The following is an 18,592-nucleotide window of genomic DNA, read 5'->3' on the forward strand; positions in this document are numbered from 1 at the left end:
CCCCGACCGGCGCCGGGTGGACGGATGGGAGACGACGATGAGGATCAGAAGGACCGTGACCGCCTTGGTCGTGGCGGTCGCCGCGCTGCTCGCCACCGCCGCGACCGGTATGCCGGGCACGGCGGCGACCGGTGCGCCGTACTGCGGGATCACCTGGGGCAGCGGGGACCGGACCGCCGGCACGCTGAGCAGCGCCCCGCTGGTGGAGGTACGCACCGGCCGGCACGAGTGCCACGACCGGGTGGTGTTCGAGTTCGACGGCACGGTCAACGGCTACTCGGTCGGGTACGGCGAGACGTACACCGAAGGTGAGGGGCTGGCGCTGTCGCCGTACACGGCGGGTGGCGCGCTGCTGCGGGTGTCGCTGCGGGCGCCCGCGTACGACGACGCGCACCTGGCCACGGTGCCGTACCGGGTCGGCGACCACGTCGCCACCGTGCTGCGCTACACCACGCTGCGGGACGTGGTCTTCGGCGGCAGCTTCGAGGGCTACACCACCTTCGCCGTCGGCGTACGCGCCCGCCTGCCGTTCCGCGTCACCGTCCTCGCCGGCCCCGGCACGCACACCCGCATCGTGCTCGACGTCGCCCACCAGTGGCAGGAGTGACCCTCCGTGTCGGGCTGGATGTAAGGAGGGGTCCCCTACTATGCACGAGGCGATAGCAGGGGTCCCCTCCTTACATCAGCGGCGGGGCGGGATTACGCTGGGTGCATCATGGACGGCCACGTGCTGGTGGTCGAGGACGATGGCTCCATCCGGGAGGTCGCCGCCCTCGGACTACGCCGCGCCGGGTTCCGGGTGGAGACCGCCGTCGACGGGCGACAGGGACTGGCCGCCTGGCGGGCCCGGCCGGTGGACCTGATCGTGCTGGACGTGATGCTGCCGGGGCTGGACGGCCTCGAGGTGTGCCGTGAGGTCCGGCGGTCCAGTGCGGTGCCGATCCTCATGTTGACCGCCCGCACGGACACCATCGACGTGGTGGTCGGCCTCGAGTGCGGCGCCGACGACTACCTGCGCAAGCCCTTCGACCTGCCGGAACTGGTGGCCCGGGTGCGGTCGGTGCTGCGTCGCGCGGTCGCTCCGCCCGAGCCCGGGCCACTGCGGGTGGGCGGTCTGGAGATCGATCCGGGCGCGTTCGTGGCCCGCCGTGACGGCGTCGACCTGCCGTTGACCATCACCGAGTTCCGCCTGCTTCTGGAGCTGGCCCGCCGCCCCGGGCAGGTCTTCACCCGTGAGCTGCTGCTGGACCGGGTCTGGGACCACCGCTTCCTCGGCGACAGTCGCCTGGTCGACGTGGCCGTGCAGCGGCTCCGCGCCAAGATCGAACCCGATCCGGCCCACCCCCGGCTGATCCGGACCGTACGCGGCGCCGGCTACAAGTTCACCGCCGGTTGACCGGGCCACCGCGATGGGCACCGACACCGTGCGCCCGGGCCGGCTCAGACGCCGGTTGACCATCGCGTTCGTGCTGGTCGCCGGGGTCTCCGCCGGAGTGCTCGCCGGTGGGTCGTACCTGCTGCTGCGGCAGGCCCGCTACGACGCCTCGCTGCACGCCGCCGCGGCCGACGCCCGCTACCGTCTGGTGCTCGCCGGTCAGTTCCTGCCGTTGACCGAGCCCCGCCGGGCCGAGCTGCTCACCAGCTTCGAGAGCAGCGGACGGCACGTGGTGCTCGTCGACGGCGACACCTGGCCGTCGCACCCGGCGTACGCGCCGCCGCTGGGCACGCGGCTGCGGGCCAGCGTGGCCGCCGGGCAGCTCGGCTACGAACGCCCCGCCGGACGCGACGAGCTGCTGGTGGTGGGTGGTCGGATCCCCGGCTCCACCGCCGAGCTGTACGTCGTCACCGGGGAGGCCGGTCTCGCCGCCGACCTGGACCAACTCCGCACCGCCCTGACGGCGGGCTGGGTGTCGGTGGTGCTGCTCGCCGCCGCCGTCGGTCACACGCTGGCGCGGCGCACCCTGGAGCCGGTGGGCCGCGCCGGCCGGGCCGCCCGGGCGATCACCGAGGGACTGCTGGCCACCCGACTGCCGGTGCGGGGGCGCGACGAGTTCAGTGCCTGGGCGGTGGCGTTCAACGAGATGGCCGAGGCGCTGGAGGCGAGGATCGCCGACCTGCACCGGGCCCGGGAACGGGAGCGGCGGTTCACCGCCGACGTGGCGCACGAGCTGCGTACCCCGGTGACCGCCCTGGTGGCCGCGGCCTCGCTGCTGCGCGACCACCTCGACCACCTGCCCGGCGACGCCCGGCGCGCCGGTGAGCTGCTGGTCGGTGACGTGGTGCGGCTACGCCGGCTGGTCGAGGACCTGATGGAGATCTCCCGGCTGGACGCCGGTCAGGAGGTCGTCACCGTCACCGAGGTCGACGCGCCAGCCCTGTTGCGCGCGATCGTCAGGGACCGGGGCTGGCGGGGCCGGGTCGAGGTCGACGCGGATCCGGTCCGGGTCCGCACCGACCCGCGCCGCCTGGAACGGGTGCTGGGCAACCTGGTCGCCAACGCGGTGCAGCACGGCGGCGGCGCGATCCGGGCCCGGGTCATACGCGCCGGTGACCGGGTGCTGTTCGACGTCGACGACGAGGGGCCGGGCATCCCGGCCGCGCACCTGCCCCGACTGTTCGACCGGTTCCACAAGGTCGATCCGGCCCGCTCCGGCGGCGGCAGCGGACTCGGCCTGGCCATCGCCCGAGAGAACGCCCGGCTGCTCGGCGGCCGGCTCACCGTGCACAGCGCCCCGGGCAGCGGCACCCGCTTCCGCCTCGACCTGCCCGATCACGGCGACGTGGCCGGGGAGTCGTCCGACGGTGGTGCCGGGTGAGCCCGCGTCGGGACCGGGTGGCCGCAGCGACCGCCGCCCTGCTGCTCCTGACCGCCGGGTGCGCGCCGTCGCGATCCGGCTCGCTCGGCCCGGCCCCCACCGTCGCCTCGGCGGCGACCACCGGCGTGGCGAGCACCGGGCCGGCCACCACGGCCCCACCGGCGGAGAGCACGCCGCCGACCGCCACCGGCCCCGGATCCGCGCCGCCGCGCGCCGGACCGTCGCCGACCGCCCGGCCCGCGACGCTCACCCTTCAGCTGTGGTACGTCCGGGACGGGCGACTTGCCCCGACCCGGCGTACCCGGCCCACCACCCCAGCCACCTCCCGCCTGGCACTGGCCGAACTGGCCGCCGGACCGACCCGGACGGAGGCCGACGCGGGTCTGGTCACGTTGCTACCTGACGGGGCACAGGTGAGCCGGATCGCCGCCGGGACGGCCACGGTACGCCTGCCCGACGCGCCCGATCCGGCCACCGCACGGCTACGCGAGGCGCAGGTGGTCTACACGCTCACCCAGTTCGTCACCGTCCTGCGCGTCGACTTCGGCACCGCCGCACCGGCCGGCCGCGCCGAGTACGCCGACCTGCTGCCCCCGGTGGTGATCGCCGATCCGGTCATCGGCGCGCGGGTGAGCAGCCCGATCACCGTCTCCGGCAGCGCCGACGTGTTCGAGGCGACGGTCAACGTCCGCCTGCTCGACGCCGCCGGTCGCCCACTCGCCACCGGCTTCACCACCGCCACCTGCGGCACCGGCTGCCGGGGCGCCTACCGGCTCACCCTGTCCTACTTCTCGGCGCGGGAGCAGCCCGGCACCGTCGAGGCGTACGAGGTGTCCGCCGCCGACGGGTCACGGACGAAGCTGGTCGCCGTACCGGTGACGGTGGCCGCGACCCGGTGACCGTCAGTCGAGGAGCCCCTCGTGCAGGGCGCGCAGCACCGCGTTCGTCCGGTCCCGCGCACCGAGCTTGGTGAGGATGGTGGAGACGTGGTTCTTGACGGTCCCCTCCGCCAGGAACAGCACCTCGGCGATCTCCCGGTTGCTGTAACCCTGTGCGACGAGCCGCAGCACCTCCTGCTCGCGTTCGGTGAGGCCGGGCACGGGTCCCGCGTGCGGCCCGGCCGGTGACGGCCCCGAACGGATCGCCCGCAGCATCCGGTCGGTGATCGACGGGGCGATCAGCGTCCCGCCGTCGGCGAGCGTGCGGATGGCCCGGGTGAGTTGGTCCAGCGTCACGTCCTTGAGCAAATAGCCACGGGCGCCCGCGCGCAGCGCCGCCAACACCAGCTCGTCGTCGTCGAACGTGGTCAGCACCAGCACCGGGATCTCGACCTCGGCGGCGCGAAGTCGTTCGAGCGTCCAGATGCCGTCGAAGCGGGGCATCCGCAGATCGAGCAGGATCACGTCCGGCGTGGTCTCGGCGACGATCGCCAGCGCGGCCCGCCCGTCGTCGGCCTCGCCGACCACGTCGATGTCGGCGACCTCCAGCAGCCCCCGGATGCCCTGCCGGATGAGCGTCTGATCGTCGACCACCACCACCCGGGTCATGCCGCCGGCACCCGCGCGGTCACCCGGAACCCGGTCCGCCCGTCGACCGCGAGGTCGCCGCCGAGCGCCTGGAAGCGTTCGCGCAGCCCCCGCAGCCCGTTGCCGAGCACCAGGTCCGGTGCACCGCACCCGTCGTCGCGGGCCTCCAGCACGGTGCCCCGGGCGTCCGCGCTCACCGAGATCCACAACTCCCGCGCCCCGGCGTGCCGGATGGTGTTCGTGACGATCTCCTGGGTCGCCCGGACGAACGCCGCGCTCTCCTCCTCGTCCACCCGTACGGTCGGCGAGACGTCCACCGACACGTCGAGCCCCGGCAGGTCGCGGGCCATCCGCCGCAACGCCTGCTCCAGGTCGGGCGGCTCGGTGCGCAGCCGACCGACGGTGGCGCGGACGTCGCCGAGCAGCTCACGGGCGACCCGGTTGGCCCGTTCCACGTGGGTACGCGACGCCTCGCCGTCGAGGTGCCGGGCCGTCTCCAACTCCAGCGTCAGGACGGTCAACTGGTGACCGATCTGGTCGTGCAGCTCGCGGGAGATCCGCAGGCGTTCGGCCGTCCGGGCGGACTCGGAGAGCAGCACACTCGCGGCCTGCAACTCCACGTGCGCCTCGGCCAGTTCGCGGCGCATCCGCTGCTCCCGGAGCAGGGTGCTGGAACTGAGCATGCTGGCCAACTGGATGAGCAGGTAGAAGCCGACCACCACGACCGCCTCCGGCGACCGGAACGCGACCGGCGGCAGGCTCACGGCGATCACCACGGTGTTGAGGGCGACGAGGACCAGCCCCACCCGCAGTGGCGCGAGATACACACTGATCGCGGCGGTGAGCACCAGCAGCACCGGCAGCAGCCCGGGGTTGGGCAGTGCGAGCAGCACCGCCCAGGAGGCCAGCACGGCCACCGTGAACGACCCGGCCCGCAGCGGGCCGGCCCGCTCGACGGCGACCGAGGTGAGCAGCGCGACGAGATAGAGGACGAACAGCGCGATCCACAGGACCAGGGGAATCTCGGTGCCGACGGCCCCGAACAGCACGGGCGCGGCGACGGCGATCGCGACCACGAGCATCGCGATGCCGGACCACTCCTCCGTCCCGACGCGTCGCACGCTCCCACTCTAGGTCGGCCCGCGTCAGGCGTACCCGTGCCGAAAGTCATGCCCCCGGGAGGTGACTTCTGGGACAGGTGGCCAGGTCGGGGCGTCCGTAGCGTCGAGGCATGACCAACGTCGAACCGGCGATCCTCGCCGAGAACCTCGCCAAGAGTTACGGATCGACCCGAGCAGTGGTCGATGTGGGTCTCCGGGTCGATGTCGGGGAGGCGGTCGGCGTCCTCGGCACCAACGGAGCCGGGAAGACGACGGCGGTCGAGATGATCGCCGGGCTACGCGTACCCGAACGGGGGCGGGTACGCGTACTCGGACTCGATCCGCGGGCCGACCGGCGGCGCGTACGGCAGGTGCTCGGTGTGCAGCTCCAGCACGCGTACCTGCACGGCGCGCTGCGGGTCACCGAACTGGTCGACCTGTACCGCAGCTTCTATCCCGACCCTCGCCCGACCGACGAGTTGCTGGACATGGTCGATCTGACCACGCACCGGAAGGCGACGTTCGAGAAGCTCTCCGGCGGCCAGCAGCAGCGGCTCTCGATCGCCCTCGCGCTGGCCGGCCGCCCGCGCGTGGTGATCCTCGACGAGCTGACCACCGGCCTGGACCCGAAGGCCCGCCGCCGCATGTGGGCGACGATCGAGCAGCTCCGCGCCGAGGGGGTGAGCCTGCTGCTGGTCAGCCACGCCATGGAGGAGGTGGAGCGGCTCTGCGACCGGGTCGCCGTCCTCGACGCCGGCCGCGTCATCGCCACCGACACTCCCGCCGGGCTGGTCGCACAGACCGGCGCCGCCAACCTGGACGACGCGTTCGTCGCGCTCACCGGCAAGGAACTCGACCTGGAGGAGGCCGCATGACCACCGTCGTCGCCCATCGACCGGGGATGCGCTCGCTGCTGACGTTGATCCGCTGCGAGGCGAAGATGGTCATCCGGGACACCCCCGGGCTGGTCGTCCCGCTGTGCCTGCCGCTGCTGATCATGCTGACCAGCGCCGGCTCGGCGAACGAACACGAGGTCTCGGGCGGACTGACCGCGCTGGACCTGTTCGTCCTCCCGCTCGTGCTCACCATGGTCATCGCGCTGATCGGCATCATCAACATGCCGAGCTTCCTGGCCTACTACCGGCGTTCCGGCATCCTGCGCCGCCTCGGCGTGACGCCCGCCTCGCCGGCCATGGTGCTGGCCGCGCAGGTGATCGTCAGCCTGCTCCAGGCGGTCGTCGGCATCGCCGCCGCCGTCGCGCTCGCCTTTCTCGTGTTCGGCGCGAACGCCCCGGTCAACCTCGGCGCGGCGCTCGGCGTGACGGCGCTGGCGATGGCCGCCATGTACAGCGCCGGCATGATCGTCGCGGCGATCGCGCCCACCCCGAACTCCGCCGTCGCCATCGGCCTGGTCGCGTTCTTCCTCCTCGGCGCCATGGGCGGGATGTTCGGCGGACCCGACGCGCTGCCGGGACCGCTCGCCGACATCGGTCGCCTGCTGCCGTTCGGCGCCTCGGTGGAAGCCCTCGGCGCCGCCTGGGAGGGCACGCCGATCGGGGTCGGGCAACTGGTCGGCCTGGGCGTGACGGTGGTACTCGGCGCGACCGTGGCGGGCCTGCTGTTCCGCTGGGAGTGACCCGCGCAGCCGCATGGCCTCGGCCGTCCCGGAGCAGCCGCCGCGACGGAGCGCCCCGGGACGGCCGGTGCCGCGGGCGGTGCGGTCAGCGCCGTTTGGCGGCGGTGCGGTCAGCGCCGTTTGCGGCGATTCCTGGTCCGGGACCGCCGCTGGTCACGAACGGCGCCCGGCGGCACGGAGACGGTCCCGGTCACGTCGGCCTCCCGGGCCTGCCGTGGGACCGGCGGCAGGACGAGCGTCCCGGCCTCCGGCGCGACCTCGGCGCGCGCGGCGGTCGGCGGACCGACCGGGACCGGTTCCGGCAGCCGCCGCTCCAGGTCCGTAATGATCGCCTGTACGCGGGCCAACTGCTCCCGCACCGACGGCTCGTCCTCGGCGTGCCCGCCGGTCGGCCGACCGGCCCGCTGCGCGGCGACCTGCTCGTCCTGGTGCGCCTCCTGCAACGCCGTCAGCACCAGGCCGACCAGCAGATTCGTCAGCAGATAGCAGGCGGCCACCATGTAGGAGACGTAGTAGAGCACTGCCCACTCGGTGACGTCGCGGCCCGCCTGGAGCGTGTCGGTGATGCCGTCCAGCGAGAGCAGCAGGAACAACGTGAGCATGGCCTGCCCGGCCGTGCCGTACTCCTCCGGGTAGGCGGTGCCGAACAGCATCCAGCCGAGCATCGCGTACCCGTACAGCAGCAGAGCGGTGACCAACAGGAAACTCGCCAGGCCGGGCAGGCTGCGCCGGATGCCCACCAGGATCACCCGCAGGCTCGGGAAGAGCCGGAACGCGCGCACGATCCGGGCCAGCCGCAGCAGCCGGAGCAGGGTCACGTTCTCCCGCACCCCGGGCAGCAGTGGCGCGGCCACGATCAGCAGGTCGAACACGTTCCACCGGTCCCGGAAGAAACCGGTCGGGGCGGTGGCGTGCGCGCCGAAGCGCATCAGCAGTTCCAGCACGAACAACGCGATGCAGACGTACTCGACGGCGCGCAGCGCCGCGCCCACGGAGGCCACCACGTTCCCGTACGTCTCCAGGCCCAACGCCACCGCGTTGACGATGACCACGGCGAAGCTGGCCAGGTTGAACCAGGGCGCGCCGACGACGACCCCGCAGCGTACGGCGAGCCGCTGCAACGGACCACGGACAGTACGCGTCATGCTACTCCTCGACCGGCTCACGACCGGACGGCAGCCTATGACATCCCGGGACAGGCCGGGCACTCGGACCGCCCACATAGGACGGATGCCTGTTCACACCGGCGCGCCGCCGGTGACGACCCCGCAGGCGGCCCGTGCGGTCCCGGCCGACACACGGCGGTGCGCGGCCTCGCGGGCGCGGCCACGCGGCGGGCGGTCTGGACAGTCGCCATTACGATCTTCGTCGTGTCTACCTCCGCCGCCACCGAGTTCGCGGGTGCCTGGACCGTCGGCCGGTCGGTCCGCCGCACCGCACTACTGGTCCTGTTCGGTCTCCTCGCCGTCGTGCTGAACACGGGCATCGGGTACGCCACCGCGAGCACCCGGGCGATCCCGATCGTCACCGGGATACTTCTCTGTCTGGCCTTCGCGACCGGCGTACATCTCCTGCACCGGGCCACCTGGCTGGCGCTGCTCTCCCTGCTGCCGGCGCTGTTCGTCCTCGTCGGCTCGGTGCAACTCGCCCCCGACCTGGCCCTCGAGCAGCGCGGCGTCCGCCAGCAGGTGACGATCGTGAACGCCGAGGTCAACGGCAAGCGGCACACCTTCACCCTGCGCGGCACGACCGGCCCGCTCGACGAACCGCTCGTCTACCAGGGCAGCGCCCCCGGCTACCGGGTCGGCGACACACTCACCGTGCTGACCGACCCGGACGGACGGATCGCCCTGCGGGACGCCGACCGGGTCGACTCCGCCGGCAAGGTGACCGGCCTCCTCCTCGGCACCCTCGGCTGGACCGCGATCGCCCTGCTCGCCGGTGTACGCGGACACGTCCGCCGACGCACCGGCCGCCACGCCGGCCTGATCCTCTAGCCCCCGACCGTCCTCGGCGTCACTGGGCGACGCGGCCACGGTGTCGACCGCCACCAGGTCGACCTCGGTCCCACCCAGGAACAGCCGAGTATGCGGCGCGACGCGTCCGCCCGGGATCTCCGAACGCCGCACCGGCTGGACACATCGCGAACTCGATCGGCGCGGACGTGCCGCAAGCGCGAACGTGCCGCAAGCGCGAACGTGCCGCAAGCGCGAACGTGCCGCAAGCGCGAACGTGCCGCAAGCGCGAACGTGCCGCAAGCGCGGACGTCCAATCGGGTGTGAGGTGGGGAGGTTTGTTGTCGCTGGAGCGACAACAAACCTCCCCACCTCACGAGTGACGCTGCCGCACCACGCCCGAACCGGCGAGTACGACGCCGGGCAGCAGCACCCCAACGCCGCCGCGCCGGACCGTCGCGCAATTCCCACTCCTACGACGCGGGCGGTGACCGCAGTGGAGCGTGCGGTCTCCCTGCGGCCCGAGCACGCTCGGCCCGGCGGCCCGGCGGCCCGGCAGGCGGGCAGGCAGGCAGGCAGGCAGGCGAGCAGGCCTATCCTTCCGGGGTGCCGCTCGGAGCGCTTGACCGCGCACCACGGCCCCGAGCCGGCGGGACGGCCGCCGCCGGACAGCACCCGGACAGTCAGCGAGGATTCCTCGCGTTTTCGTTGACTCGTGCCGTCGACCGTGAGATACATGGCCACACATCGATGGAGATGCCGGCAGCCCGGAGCCGTCGTCCGGAGAGGCGAGACATGACACCGCACGCACAGCCGCCCCTGCGGCGACGTCGCCCGCTGACCCGGGTGCTGGCCGGACTGGCCGCGCTCGCGGTCCTCGTGCCCGCCGCGCCCGCGTACGCCAACTCGCTGCCCAACCTGCCGCACAACGCGGGCGGGTACGAGTCCTCCTTCTCCCCCGCCTACGACTACGACACCGACGGGTGTTACGCGGTCTCGGCGATCAGCCCGGACGGGCGGATCAACGGTGGGTTGCGGACCACCGGGGCGATCAACGGCAGCTGCCGGGACCGGTCCGACCTGGACATGTCGCAGACGTACGCGCGATCGACGTGCAACAACGGCTGGTGCGCGATCGTCTACGCCAGCTACTTCGAGAAGGACCAGGCGGTGCACGGCAGTGGTCTCGGCGGCCACCGGCACGACTGGGAGCACGTGATCTCCTGGGTCGACCAGGCGACCGACCGGGTCGAGTACGTGACCACCACGCAGCACAGCAGTCGGCGCACCTACCCGCGCGCCCAGGTGCGCTTCGACGGCACGCATCCGAAGGTGGTCTATCACAAGGACGGCGCGTCTACGCACTTCTTCCGGCTCGCCAACGCCAACGACGAGCCGCCGGAGAACCACTACGGCACCTGGCACTACCCGCCGGTGGTGGACTGGAACGGCTGGCCCAGTCTGGACCTGCGGAACAGTCTGATGGCGGCCGACTTCGGCGCGGCCAGTATCAAGATCAAGGACGGTGCGTTCGAGTACCTGCTCGGCGTCGCCAAGCCCGCTGGCATCCCGTTCGACCCGTACGCCTGACCCGGGCTCACCGGTCGCTCAGCGACACCACCAGTCGCGGACGTCGCGGATCTGGATCACCGACGGTACGGGTCGACTTCGGCCGGCGTCCGCCCCCCGCGGACGCCGGCCGGCGTCTTCATCCCTTGACGCAGACCACCTGCTTGAGGTGGGCGACCACCTCGACCAGGTCCTTCTGCTGTGCCATCACCTCGGTGATGTCCTTGTACGCGCCGGGGATCTCGTCGACCACCCCGGCGTCCTTGCGGCACTCCACCCCCGCCGTCTGTGCCGCCAGGTCGGCCGTGCTGAACGTCCGCTTCGCCTGTGCCCGGGACATCCGCCGTCCCGCGCCGTGCGAGGCGGAGCAGTATCCCCAGTCGTTCCCTCCGCCCCGCACGATGTACGAACCGGTGCCCATCGAGCCGGGGATGATGCCCAGCTCGCCCAGTCCCGCCCGGATCGCGCCCTTCCGCGTCACCAACACGTCCACCCCCTCGTAGTGCTCCTCGGCCACGTAGTTGTGGTGGCAGCTGATCGGCTCGTCGTAGCCGACCTGCGGGAACCGGTCCCGCATCAGGTTCATCAGCACGGCGAGCATCACGGCCCGGTTGCGCCGTGCGTACTCCTGCGCCCACCACAGGTCCCGGCGGTACGCGTCCATCTCCGGCGTGCCGGAGAGGAACACCGCCAGGTCCCGGTCGGGCAGGTCGGCGTTGTGCGGCAGTCGGCGGGCCACCGCGATGTGCCGTTCGGCCAGTTCCTTGCCGATGTTGCGGGAGCCGGAGTGCAGCATCAGCCAGACCCGACCCGGCTCCGTCCCGCCCTGCTCCAGGCAGACCTCGATGAAGTGGTTGCCGCCGCCGAGCGTGCCCAACTGCCGCCGAGCCCGTGACTCCAACTGCTGCACCCGCCGGTCCAGGTCGGCGAAGCCCCGCCAGAAGTCGTCCCAGCCGCGCTGTTCCAGGCCCCGGACCCGGCGCGGATCCACCGGCTCGTCGTGCTTGGCGAAGCCGACCGGTACGGCGTCCTCGATGGCCCGGCGCAGCCCGGCCAGATCGTCGGGCAGGTCCGCGGCGGTCAGCGAGGTGCGGACCGCCGACATGCCACAGCCGATGTCGACCCCGACCGCAGCCGGCGACACGGCCTGCCGCATGGCGATGACCGACCCGACCGTGGCGCCCTTGCCGAAGTGCACGTCCGGCATCACCGCGACACCCTGCACCCACGGCAGCGCCCCGATGTTGCGGAGCTGCCGCGCGGCCTGCGGCTCGATGGCGTACGGGTCGGTCCAGACCCGTACCGGCGCCCGCGTTCCCGCGAGCAGACTGAATCCCATGGCGTACCCCCGACGTGTGTGGGCCTCCTCGTCCGGGCACGGCCCTGCCTGCGCCGACGGCGGGCAGGGGTGCGCGACCGGTGCCGTCCGGCACCGGTGCGACGAGTGGAAAGTAGGTGGACAGGACGAGGCCGCCCGGACCCGCGACGGGTGGACGGCCTCGACGAGCGGGCGCGCGCTAGCGGCGGCACGCCGATCGGCGAGGCGGACGGAGGCGGGCGCCGTTCAGCGCCGCCGATTTCCCGGGCCGGCAGGATTCACTCCGGGTCGGCCAACCGTCCTGCGGTCTGACGTGCGTCGACACGGCGTACTCCTCTCGGCTCCGGTCCGATGTGACCTGATGGCGAGAAGAGTAGGGACGACCACCGGTGGGCCGCAAACGATATTGAGCCAGGGGCTCAGACGCGGATGCCTTCGCCCTGATCGTCGCCGACCCGGTCCAGGTGGGCGGCGAGTTCGTCGGTGATCAGCAGATCGGCACGGATCTCGTCGTGCGGGTACGCGGCCCGACCGACCATGTGCGCCGCCACCGGCGCGGTGGCCAGTTGGAAGACGCCGACCAGCACCAGGGTGGTGATGTCCACCCCGGTCCGCAGCCGCAGCGCGCAGCCGACCAGCACCAGCAGCAGCCCGAGGACCTGCGGCTTGGCGGCGGCGTGCATCCGGGTGAGCAGGTCCGGGAAGCGCACCAGCGCCACCCCGGCGGCGAGGCTGAGCAGCGCGCCGCTGATCAGGCAGACGGCGGCGACGATGTCGAGGATGGCGTCCAGGCTCATTTGGTGTTTCTCCGCGCGGCGAATCGGGCGACGCTGACCGACCCGACGAAGCCCAGGACGGCGAGGACCACCAGCACCGGCAGTGCGGTGGCGTCCCGGCTGTAGGCGGCCTCGGTGGCGATCGCGGCGACGATGATGGCCAACAGGACGTCGGTGGCCACGGCCCGGTCGAGGATCGACGGGCCCCGGATGATGCGGATCAGGGTGAGTCCGCCCGCCACCGCGAGCAGCACGGTGACGGTCACGGCGACGACGGTCATGTCGCGGCCCCTTCCAGGTCGGCCGGTGGGGTCGAATCGGGGTTCTCGCGGACGCGGCGCAGCTCGCCGGCGGAGCCGATGGCCTCGATGATGCGGGCCTCGAGTGCCAGCACCTCGCGCCGGAACTGTTCCACCTCGTCGATGCTGTTCACGTTGATGACGTGGACGAACAGGGTGCCGGTGTTCCGGTCGGCCTCCAGGATCAGGCTTCCCGGCACCAGCGACAGCGCCTCCGCGGTGAGGGTGAGGTTGAGATCCGTGTTCACCCGCAACTGCACCGCGATGATGGCGCTACGCGGGACGTGGCCTGGACGGAACGCCAGCCAGGCGATCTGGACGGAGGCGACCACCAGGTCATAGAGGAAACGCGCCCAGAAGCGCAACATCCCCACCGGGTGCAGTCGACCGGCGAAGGTCACCGGCGGTAGCGGGAAGACCGCGATGAGGATGGCCGCCACCACCAGCCCGCTGAGGATGTTCGCCACGGTGAAGTGGCCCCAGAGGAGCACCCAGACGACGACCAGCACGGTCACCGCGACGATGCGGTTACGGCGTCGCGCCGCCTGGGACAGTGGTGGGTTCGGCGAGTCGGTCGGCGGGGCAGGGGTCATCTGGTCGGGGCTCACGGCGTACCCCCTGGGAAGACGGCCTCGACGTAGGGTGTCCGCCGCAGCAGGTCGTCGGCGGCATCGGTGCTCAGGTCGAAGAGCGGACCCGCCACCACGGTCAGCGCCAGCCCGAGTGCCACCAGGGCGACGGTCGGCGCGATCATCAGGCCGGGCAGCACGGCGCCGCTCTGGCCGGTGGTGTTCACCTGCGGCTGGACCGCTCCCTCGGTGCGGGACGCCCGCTCGGTGTCACCGGAGTCCGGCATGTCGGGATGCGGCGCCCGCCAGAACGCGAGGTTCCACACCCGGGCCACCGCGTAGAGGGTGAGCAGGCTGGTCACCAGGCCACCGGCGACCAGGATCCAGGCCAGCACACCGCCGTCGGCGATGCCGGCCTGGACCAGGCCCACCTTGCCGAGGAACCCGGAGAACGGTGGGATACCGGCCAGGTTCAGCGCGGGCACGAAGAAGAGGATGGCCAACACCGGCGACAGCCGTGCCAGGCCGCCGAGGCGGTCCATGGCGGTGCTGCCACCGCGGCGTTCGACGAGGCCGGCGGCGAGGAACAGGGTCGTCTGGATGGTGATGTGGTGCACCACGTAGAAGATCGCCGCGGACAGGCCCAGCGACGAGGTGAGCCCCACACCGAACAGCATGTACCCGATGTGGCTGATCAGGGTGAACGACAACAATCGCTTGATGTCGGACTGGGCCACCGCGCCGAGGATGCCGACCAGCATGGTCAACACCGCTATCACCAGGAGCAGGGTGGCCGTACGGCCGCCGGGGAACAGCAGCGTCTCGGTCCGGATGATCGCGTACACACCGACCTTGGTGAGCAGGCCGGCGAAGACCGCGGTGACCGGGGCCGGTGCGGTGGGATAGCTGTCCGGCAGCCAGGCCGACAGCGGGAACACCGCCGCCTTGATGCCGAAGGCGAGCAGCAGCATGCCCTGCAACACCAGGCGCATGTCGTCGGGTAGGGCGTCCAGCCGGTCGACGAGCTGGGCCAGGTTGAGCGTACCGGTCGAGGAGTACACCAGGCCGATGGCGACCAGGAAGATCACCGAGGAGAGCAGGCTGACCACGACGTACGTGGTGCCGGCCCGGATCCGGGTCTCGGTGCTGCCCAGGGTCAGCAGCACGTAGCTGGCGACCAGCAGGATCTCGAAGCCGACGTAGAGGTTGAACAGGTCGCCGGAGAGGAACGCGTTGCACACACCGGCGGTCAGCACCAGATAGGTCGGGTGGTAGACCGACAGCGGCGTCTCCTCGTTGCCGTCGGCCATACCCTGCCCGATGGAGTACACCAGCACGCAGAGGGTGACCGAGGCGGAGACCACCAGCATGAGCGCGGCGAGCTGGTCGGCGACCAGCACGATGCCCAGCGGGGCGACCCAGCCGCCCACCTCCACCACGAGCGGACCGTCCATGCTGGAGCGCACCAGCAGCATCGCGGCGACCGCGACGGTGGCGGTGAGCACGGTGAGGCTGACCCACCGCTGGGCGCGCGGACGGCCCAGCAGCAGCAGCGTGATGGCCGCGCCGAGCAGCGGCATCACCACCGGCAGCGGAACGAGGTAGGTCATCCGGCCCTCCCCGCGTCGACCGAGCCGGTCCGGGACCGCTCTGTCTCGGTCTTCGCGTCGTCGTCGTCATCGTCGTCGTCACCGGTGCCGGCGTCGGCGTCGCCCGGTCCTTCGTCGCGTTCCGCGAGATCCATGATCCGGCGGTCCTCGACGTCGTCCTGCACCTCGTCGTGTCCGTTGAGGTGCCAACTCCGGTAGGCCAGGGCGAGCAGGAAGGCGGTCATCCCGAGGGTGATGACGATGGCGGTGAGGATCATCGCCTGCGGCAGCGGGTCGCTCATCTCCTCCTGCGGGCTGTCGCCGACGATCGGTGCGGTGCCGGAGCGTCCGCCGGTGAGCAGCAGCATGTTGGCGCCGTTGCCGAGCAGGATGACGCCCATCAGCACCCGGGTCAGGCTGCGCTCCAGCAGCAACGTCACGCCCGCGGCGACGAGGACGCCCACCACGATGACGTAGGTGAGGTTGGGTGTCACACCAGCTCCTTCTCGCGGATCTCGGCGTCCTCGGTCTCGTGTTGGCGGTCCATCTCGGCACCCAGGCTGCGCAGGATGTCCAGCACCAGCCCGACGACGATCAGGAAGACACCGACGTCGAAGAAGGCCGAGGTGACGAAGTGGATGTGCCCCAGCACCGGCAGGTGGAAGTCGAGCAGGGCAGTCTGGAGGAACTCCCCGCCGAGCAGCATCGCGGCCACACCTGTGCCGACCGCGATGAAGAGTCCGGCGCCGAGGACCGCGCCGGCGTCGACCGGTGCCGCGCCGTTGAGCTCGGTACGCCCACCGGCCAGGTAGCGCACGGCCAGGGCGAGGCCGGCGACCAGGCCGGCGGCGAACCCGCCGCCCGGGGCGTTGTGGCCGCTGAACAGCAGGTAGATGGCGAACAGCAGGATGGCGTGGAACAGCAGTCGGGTGACCACCTGGAGGATGACCGACTGGGCGCGCGCGGTGGCACCGGTGGTCAGCCAGCGGGGACGGACCGACTCGGTCGGGTTCCCACCGGGGATCTGACCGCGCCGGTCCAGGTCACGGGCGTGCCGGAAGATCAGGCTGGCCACACCGGTGGCGGCCACCACCAGCACCGCGATCTCGCCCATGGTGTCCCAGGCCCGGATGTCGACCAGGGTCACGTTGACCACGTTCTTGCCGCCGCCGTAGGAAACCGCCTCGTCGGGGAAGTCCACCGAGATGGGGATGGCCTGGCGGGCGCCGGTCGCGACGTACGCCATGCCGGCGGTGACCGCGCCGACGGCGACGCCGAGAGCGACGCGTCCCCGGCGGCTGGCCCGGATCGGCCGTTCCGAGAACTTCACCGGCAGCCGGCGCAGCACCAGCACGAACATCACGATCGTGACGGTCTCCACCAGGAACTGGGTCAACGCCAGGTCGGGGGCACCGTGCAGGACGAACAGCAGCGCGATGCCGTAGCCGGCGACGCCGACCAGGATCATCGCGGTGAGCCGGCGCAGCGCGCGGGCGGCCATCACGGCGGCGACCACGACGACCGCGGCGGCGACCCCCTGCAACGGCGTGTCCCACAGGTGGAAGCGCTGCGGCCAGGGGCTGCCGGCGATCAGGGTGCCGCCGGGCAGGACGACCAGCACCACCAGGATGACGCCGAGATAGAACGGCAGCGAACCACGCTGGGTGGCACCGGTCAGCTCGACCGCCAGGCGGTCGATGCCGCTGATGGCCTTCTTGTAGGCGGTGCCGCCGTCGAACGGCAGGCGCAGCGTCGCGCGTACCCGCTCGCGCCGCATCAGGTGGAACAGGCCGGCACCGGCGGCGATGGCCAGCACCGACAGGCCCAGCGCCGGCGTCAGACCGTGCCAGAGCGCCAGGTGGTAGCCGGGCTCGGCGGAGCGGTAGAGGTCGGCGTACGGGGCGAGGAGGCGGTCCACCGCCGGAGCGAACAGGCCGGCGGTGACACCGGCGACCGCCAGCACGGCGGCCGGGGCGAGCAGGGACCAGGACACCGGCCTGGCCTCGGTGTCCGGGGTGTCGGGCTTGTCGGCGAAGGCACCCCACATGAACCGCAGGGTGTACGCCACGGTCAGCACCGAACCGAGGATCACCCCGGCGAGCACGACCAGGTTGGCGGTGCCGCCGTGCAGCAGCGCCTCGACCGCCGCCTCCTTGGCCACGAACCCGGCCATCGGGGGCAGGCCGGCCATCGACGCGGCCGCGAGGCCGGCGACCACCGCGAGGGCAGGTGCGCGGCGTCGGAGCCCGCTGAGTTCACGCAGGTCACGGGTACCGGTGATGGTGTCGACGACGCCGACGGTGAGGAACAGGGTCGCTTTGAACAGGGCGTGGGCCAGCACCATCGCCACGCCGGCCAGCGCGGTGTCCCGGGTGCCGCCACCGAGGATCACCATCAGCAGGCCGAGCTGGCTGACCGTGCCGTAGGCAAGCAGCAGCTTGAGATCGGTCTGGCGCAACGCGGCCCAGCCGCCGAAGAACATCGTGAGTAGACCGGCGACCAGGAGCACCGGACGCCACGGTCCGGCCTCGGCGACCGCCGGGCCCATCAGGGCGACCAGGAACACACCGGCTTTGACCATCGCCGCGGCGTGCAGGTAGGCGCTGACCGGCGTCGGTGCCGCCATCGCGCCGGGCAGCCAGAAGCTGAACGGGAAGATCGCCGACTTGCTCAGTGCGCCCAGCAGGACCAGCACCACCGCCACCGCGAGGTAGCCGCCGCCGGGCAGGTTCTCGGCGATCTCGGACCACCGGTAGGTGCCGGCGTGCTGACCGAGCATGACGAAACCGGCGAGCATCGCCAGGCCGCCCAGCGTCGTGACCAGCAGGGCCTGCATGGCGGCCCGTCGACTGGCCCGCTTGGCGGGGTCGTAGCCGATCAGCAGGTAGGAGAAGACCGTGGTCAGCTCCCAGAACACGTAGAGCAGCAGCAGGTCGTCGGAGACGACCAGGCCGAGCATCGCGCCGGCGAAGGCGACGAACACGGCGGCGAAGCGTCCCAGGCTCGGGTCGTCGGAGCGGAAGTAACGGGCGCTGTACGCCAGCACCAACGCGCCCACCCCACCGACCAGGATGACCATCAGCCAGGACAGCGTGCCCATCCGTAGCGCGAGTTCCAGCCCCAACTGCGGTACCCAGGAGACGGTCTCCACCACCGGCTCACCGGAGCGGACCCCGCTCGTGTGAGTCAACGCCCACACCAGCGTCGCGCCAGGCACCAGTGCCACCAGGTAGAGGGCGTGCCGTCCCCAGGTCCGCACCAGCGCCGGGGCGATCACGGCTGTCAGCGCATGGACCGCCACCAGTACCAGCACACACCCTCCCCAGAGATCATTCGTCGGTGTGACGACCCTATCCGGTAAGGACCGCAATCCGCATCTGCCGTGATCCGGATCAAAGGTGTGTCACCCTGACAGACCGCCCTGGCCCGTGTGCGAGTT

Annotated in this window: 18 protein-coding genes; 8 read left to right on the forward strand and 10 right to left on the reverse strand. The window is 71.9% G+C overall.

Annotated features, from left to right (window positions below):
• Nucleotides 1-37: 37 nt before the first annotated feature.
• The 4 genes from ACZ31C_RS26055 to ACZ31C_RS26070 all read left to right on the forward strand — a co-directional run bounded on the left by ACZ31C_RS26055 (nucleotide 38) and on the right by ACZ31C_RS26070 (nucleotide 3,715).
• Complete coding sequence (locus tag ACZ31C_RS26055) at nucleotides 38-607, forward strand: AMIN-like domain-containing (lipo)protein (RefSeq protein WP_465797502.1); 570 nt, start codon at nucleotides 38-40, stop codon at nucleotides 605-607.
• Between the two features lie 108 nt (nucleotides 608-715).
• Nucleotides 716-1,396, forward strand: coding sequence for a response regulator (locus ACZ31C_RS26060; RefSeq protein ID WP_465797503.1), 681 nt, complete (start codon nucleotides 716-718; stop codon nucleotides 1,394-1,396).
• A 13-nt stretch (nucleotides 1,397-1,409) separates the two neighbouring features.
• Nucleotides 1,410-2,816: an ATP-binding protein gene (locus ACZ31C_RS26065; protein WP_465797504.1), complete on the forward strand. Its 1,407-nt coding sequence runs from the start codon at nucleotides 1,410-1,412 to the stop codon at nucleotides 2,814-2,816.
• Nucleotides 2,813-3,715, forward strand: a complete 903-nt coding sequence (locus ACZ31C_RS26070; RefSeq protein ID WP_465797505.1) for a Gmad2 immunoglobulin-like domain-containing protein — start codon at nucleotides 2,813-2,815, stop codon at nucleotides 3,713-3,715. The genes ACZ31C_RS26065 and ACZ31C_RS26070 overlap by 4 nt, the downstream gene beginning before the upstream one ends.
• 3 nt (nucleotides 3,716-3,718) lie before the next feature.
• On the opposite strand, the gene ACZ31C_RS26075 is transcribed toward ACZ31C_RS26070, so the two are convergent.
• On the reverse strand, nucleotides 3,719-4,363 hold the full coding sequence (locus tag ACZ31C_RS26075) for a response regulator (protein WP_465797506.1): 645 nt from the start codon (nucleotides 4,361-4,363) through the stop codon (nucleotides 3,719-3,721).
• Nucleotides 4,360-5,463 (reverse strand): sensor histidine kinase, encoded by a 1,104-nt coding sequence (locus tag ACZ31C_RS26080; RefSeq protein WP_465797507.1) that lies wholly within the window; start codon nucleotides 5,461-5,463, stop codon nucleotides 4,360-4,362. Before ACZ31C_RS26080 ends, ACZ31C_RS26075 begins: the two co-directional genes overlap by 4 nt.
• 110 nt (nucleotides 5,464-5,573) lie before the next feature.
• Between ACZ31C_RS26080 and ACZ31C_RS26085 the strand changes: the two genes are divergently transcribed.
• Together ACZ31C_RS26085 and ACZ31C_RS26090 are read left to right on the forward strand one after the other, a co-directional pair.
• Nucleotides 5,574-6,317, forward strand: a complete 744-nt coding sequence (locus ACZ31C_RS26085; protein ID WP_465797508.1) for an ABC transporter ATP-binding protein — start codon at nucleotides 5,574-5,576, stop codon at nucleotides 6,315-6,317.
• Nucleotides 6,314-7,078 (forward strand): ABC transporter permease, encoded by a 765-nt coding sequence (locus ACZ31C_RS26090; protein ID WP_465797509.1) that lies wholly within the window; start codon nucleotides 6,314-6,316, stop codon nucleotides 7,076-7,078. The genes ACZ31C_RS26085 and ACZ31C_RS26090 overlap by 4 nt, the downstream gene beginning before the upstream one ends.
• Nucleotides 7,079-7,188: 110 nt before the next feature.
• On the opposite strand, the gene ACZ31C_RS26095 is transcribed toward ACZ31C_RS26090, so the two are convergent.
• The gene (locus ACZ31C_RS26095) at nucleotides 7,189-8,223 is read right to left on the reverse strand and encodes an ion transporter (RefSeq protein WP_465797510.1); all 1,035 of its coding nucleotides are present in this window, start codon (nucleotides 8,221-8,223) and stop codon (nucleotides 7,189-7,191) included.
• Nucleotides 8,224-8,448: 225 nt separating this feature from the next.
• On the opposite strand from ACZ31C_RS26095, the gene ACZ31C_RS26100 reads away from it, so the two are divergent.
• Together ACZ31C_RS26100 and ACZ31C_RS26105 are read left to right on the forward strand one after the other, a co-directional pair.
• The gene (locus ACZ31C_RS26100; RefSeq protein ID WP_465797511.1) at nucleotides 8,449-9,075 is read left to right on the forward strand and encodes a hypothetical protein; all 627 of its coding nucleotides are present in this window, start codon (nucleotides 8,449-8,451) and stop codon (nucleotides 9,073-9,075) included.
• A gap of 753 nt (nucleotides 9,076-9,828) precedes the next feature.
• The gene (locus ACZ31C_RS26105; protein WP_465797512.1) at nucleotides 9,829-10,623 is read left to right on the forward strand and encodes an NPP1 family protein; all 795 of its coding nucleotides are present in this window, start codon (nucleotides 9,829-9,831) and stop codon (nucleotides 10,621-10,623) included.
• 118 nt (nucleotides 10,624-10,741) lie between these two features.
• Here the strand turns inward: ACZ31C_RS26105 and ACZ31C_RS26110 are convergent, their stop codons facing one another.
• From ACZ31C_RS26110 to ACZ31C_RS26140, 7 genes are all read right to left on the reverse strand, one after another.
• Entirely contained in the window at nucleotides 10,742-11,941 is a 1,200-nt protein-coding gene (locus ACZ31C_RS26110; RefSeq protein ID WP_449949293.1) for an RtcB family protein, read from the reverse strand.
• A 398-nt stretch (nucleotides 11,942-12,339) separates the two neighbouring features.
• Entirely contained in the window at nucleotides 12,340-12,717 is a 378-nt protein-coding gene (mnhG, locus tag ACZ31C_RS26115) for a monovalent cation/H(+) antiporter subunit G (RefSeq protein ID WP_465797513.1), read from the reverse strand.
• Complete coding sequence (locus ACZ31C_RS26120) at nucleotides 12,714-12,977, reverse strand: monovalent cation/H+ antiporter complex subunit F (protein ID WP_465797514.1); 264 nt, start codon at nucleotides 12,975-12,977, stop codon at nucleotides 12,714-12,716. Before ACZ31C_RS26120 ends, mnhG begins: the two co-directional genes overlap by 4 nt.
• A complete protein-coding gene (locus ACZ31C_RS26125; protein ID WP_465797515.1) occupies nucleotides 12,974-13,603 on the reverse strand; it encodes a Na+/H+ antiporter subunit E in 630 nt (209 codons plus the stop codon). Before ACZ31C_RS26125 ends, ACZ31C_RS26120 begins: the two co-directional genes overlap by 4 nt.
• A complete protein-coding gene (locus ACZ31C_RS26130; RefSeq protein ID WP_465797516.1) occupies nucleotides 13,600-15,174 on the reverse strand; it encodes a Na+/H+ antiporter subunit D in 1,575 nt (524 codons plus the stop codon). The genes ACZ31C_RS26125 and ACZ31C_RS26130 overlap by 4 nt, the downstream gene beginning before the upstream one ends.
• Nucleotides 15,171-15,647 (reverse strand): Na(+)/H(+) antiporter subunit C, encoded by a 477-nt coding sequence (locus tag ACZ31C_RS26135; RefSeq protein WP_465797517.1) that lies wholly within the window; start codon nucleotides 15,645-15,647, stop codon nucleotides 15,171-15,173. The genes ACZ31C_RS26130 and ACZ31C_RS26135 overlap by 4 nt, the downstream gene beginning before the upstream one ends.
• Nucleotides 15,644-18,466 (reverse strand): Na+/H+ antiporter subunit A, encoded by a 2,823-nt coding sequence (locus ACZ31C_RS26140; protein WP_465797518.1) that lies wholly within the window; start codon nucleotides 18,464-18,466, stop codon nucleotides 15,644-15,646. Before ACZ31C_RS26140 ends, ACZ31C_RS26135 begins: the two co-directional genes overlap by 4 nt.
• Nucleotides 18,467-18,592: the final 126 nt, after the last annotated feature.

The sequence above is a fragment of the Micromonospora sp. NPDC023869 genome, from assembly GCF_055559695.1.

Coding starts and splice junctions, on each gene's coding strand:
- ACZ31C_RS26105 (WP_465797512.1), top strand. CDS start 9,829: ATGACACCGCACGCACAGCCGCCCCTGCGGCGACGTCGCCCGCTGACC.
- ACZ31C_RS26095 (WP_465797510.1), bottom strand. CDS start 8,223: ATGACGCGTACTGTCCGTGGTCCGTTGCAGCGGCTCGCCGTACGCTGC.
- ACZ31C_RS26060 (WP_465797503.1), top strand. CDS start 716: ATGGACGGCCACGTGCTGGTGGTCGAGGACGATGGCTCCATCCGGGAG.
- mnhG (WP_465797513.1), bottom strand. CDS start 12,717: ATGAGCCTGGACGCCATCCTCGACATCGTCGCCGCCGTCTGCCTGATC.
- ACZ31C_RS26055 (WP_465797502.1), top strand. CDS start 38: ATGAGGATCAGAAGGACCGTGACCGCCTTGGTCGTGGCGGTCGCCGCG.
- ACZ31C_RS26120 (WP_465797514.1), bottom strand. CDS start 12,977: ATGACCGTCGTCGCCGTGACCGTCACCGTGCTGCTCGCGGTGGCGGGC.
- ACZ31C_RS26110 (WP_449949293.1), bottom strand. CDS start 11,941: ATGGGATTCAGTCTGCTCGCGGGAACGCGGGCGCCGGTACGGGTCTGG.
- ACZ31C_RS26090 (WP_465797509.1), top strand. CDS start 6,314: ATGACCACCGTCGTCGCCCATCGACCGGGGATGCGCTCGCTGCTGACG.
- ACZ31C_RS26130 (WP_465797516.1), bottom strand. CDS start 15,174: ATGACCTACCTCGTTCCGCTGCCGGTGGTGATGCCGCTGCTCGGCGCG.
- ACZ31C_RS26075 (WP_465797506.1), bottom strand. CDS start 4,363: ATGACCCGGGTGGTGGTGGTCGACGATCAGACGCTCATCCGGCAGGGC.
- ACZ31C_RS26065 (WP_465797504.1), top strand. CDS start 1,410: ATGGGCACCGACACCGTGCGCCCGGGCCGGCTCAGACGCCGGTTGACC.
- ACZ31C_RS26085 (WP_465797508.1), top strand. CDS start 5,574: ATGACCAACGTCGAACCGGCGATCCTCGCCGAGAACCTCGCCAAGAGT.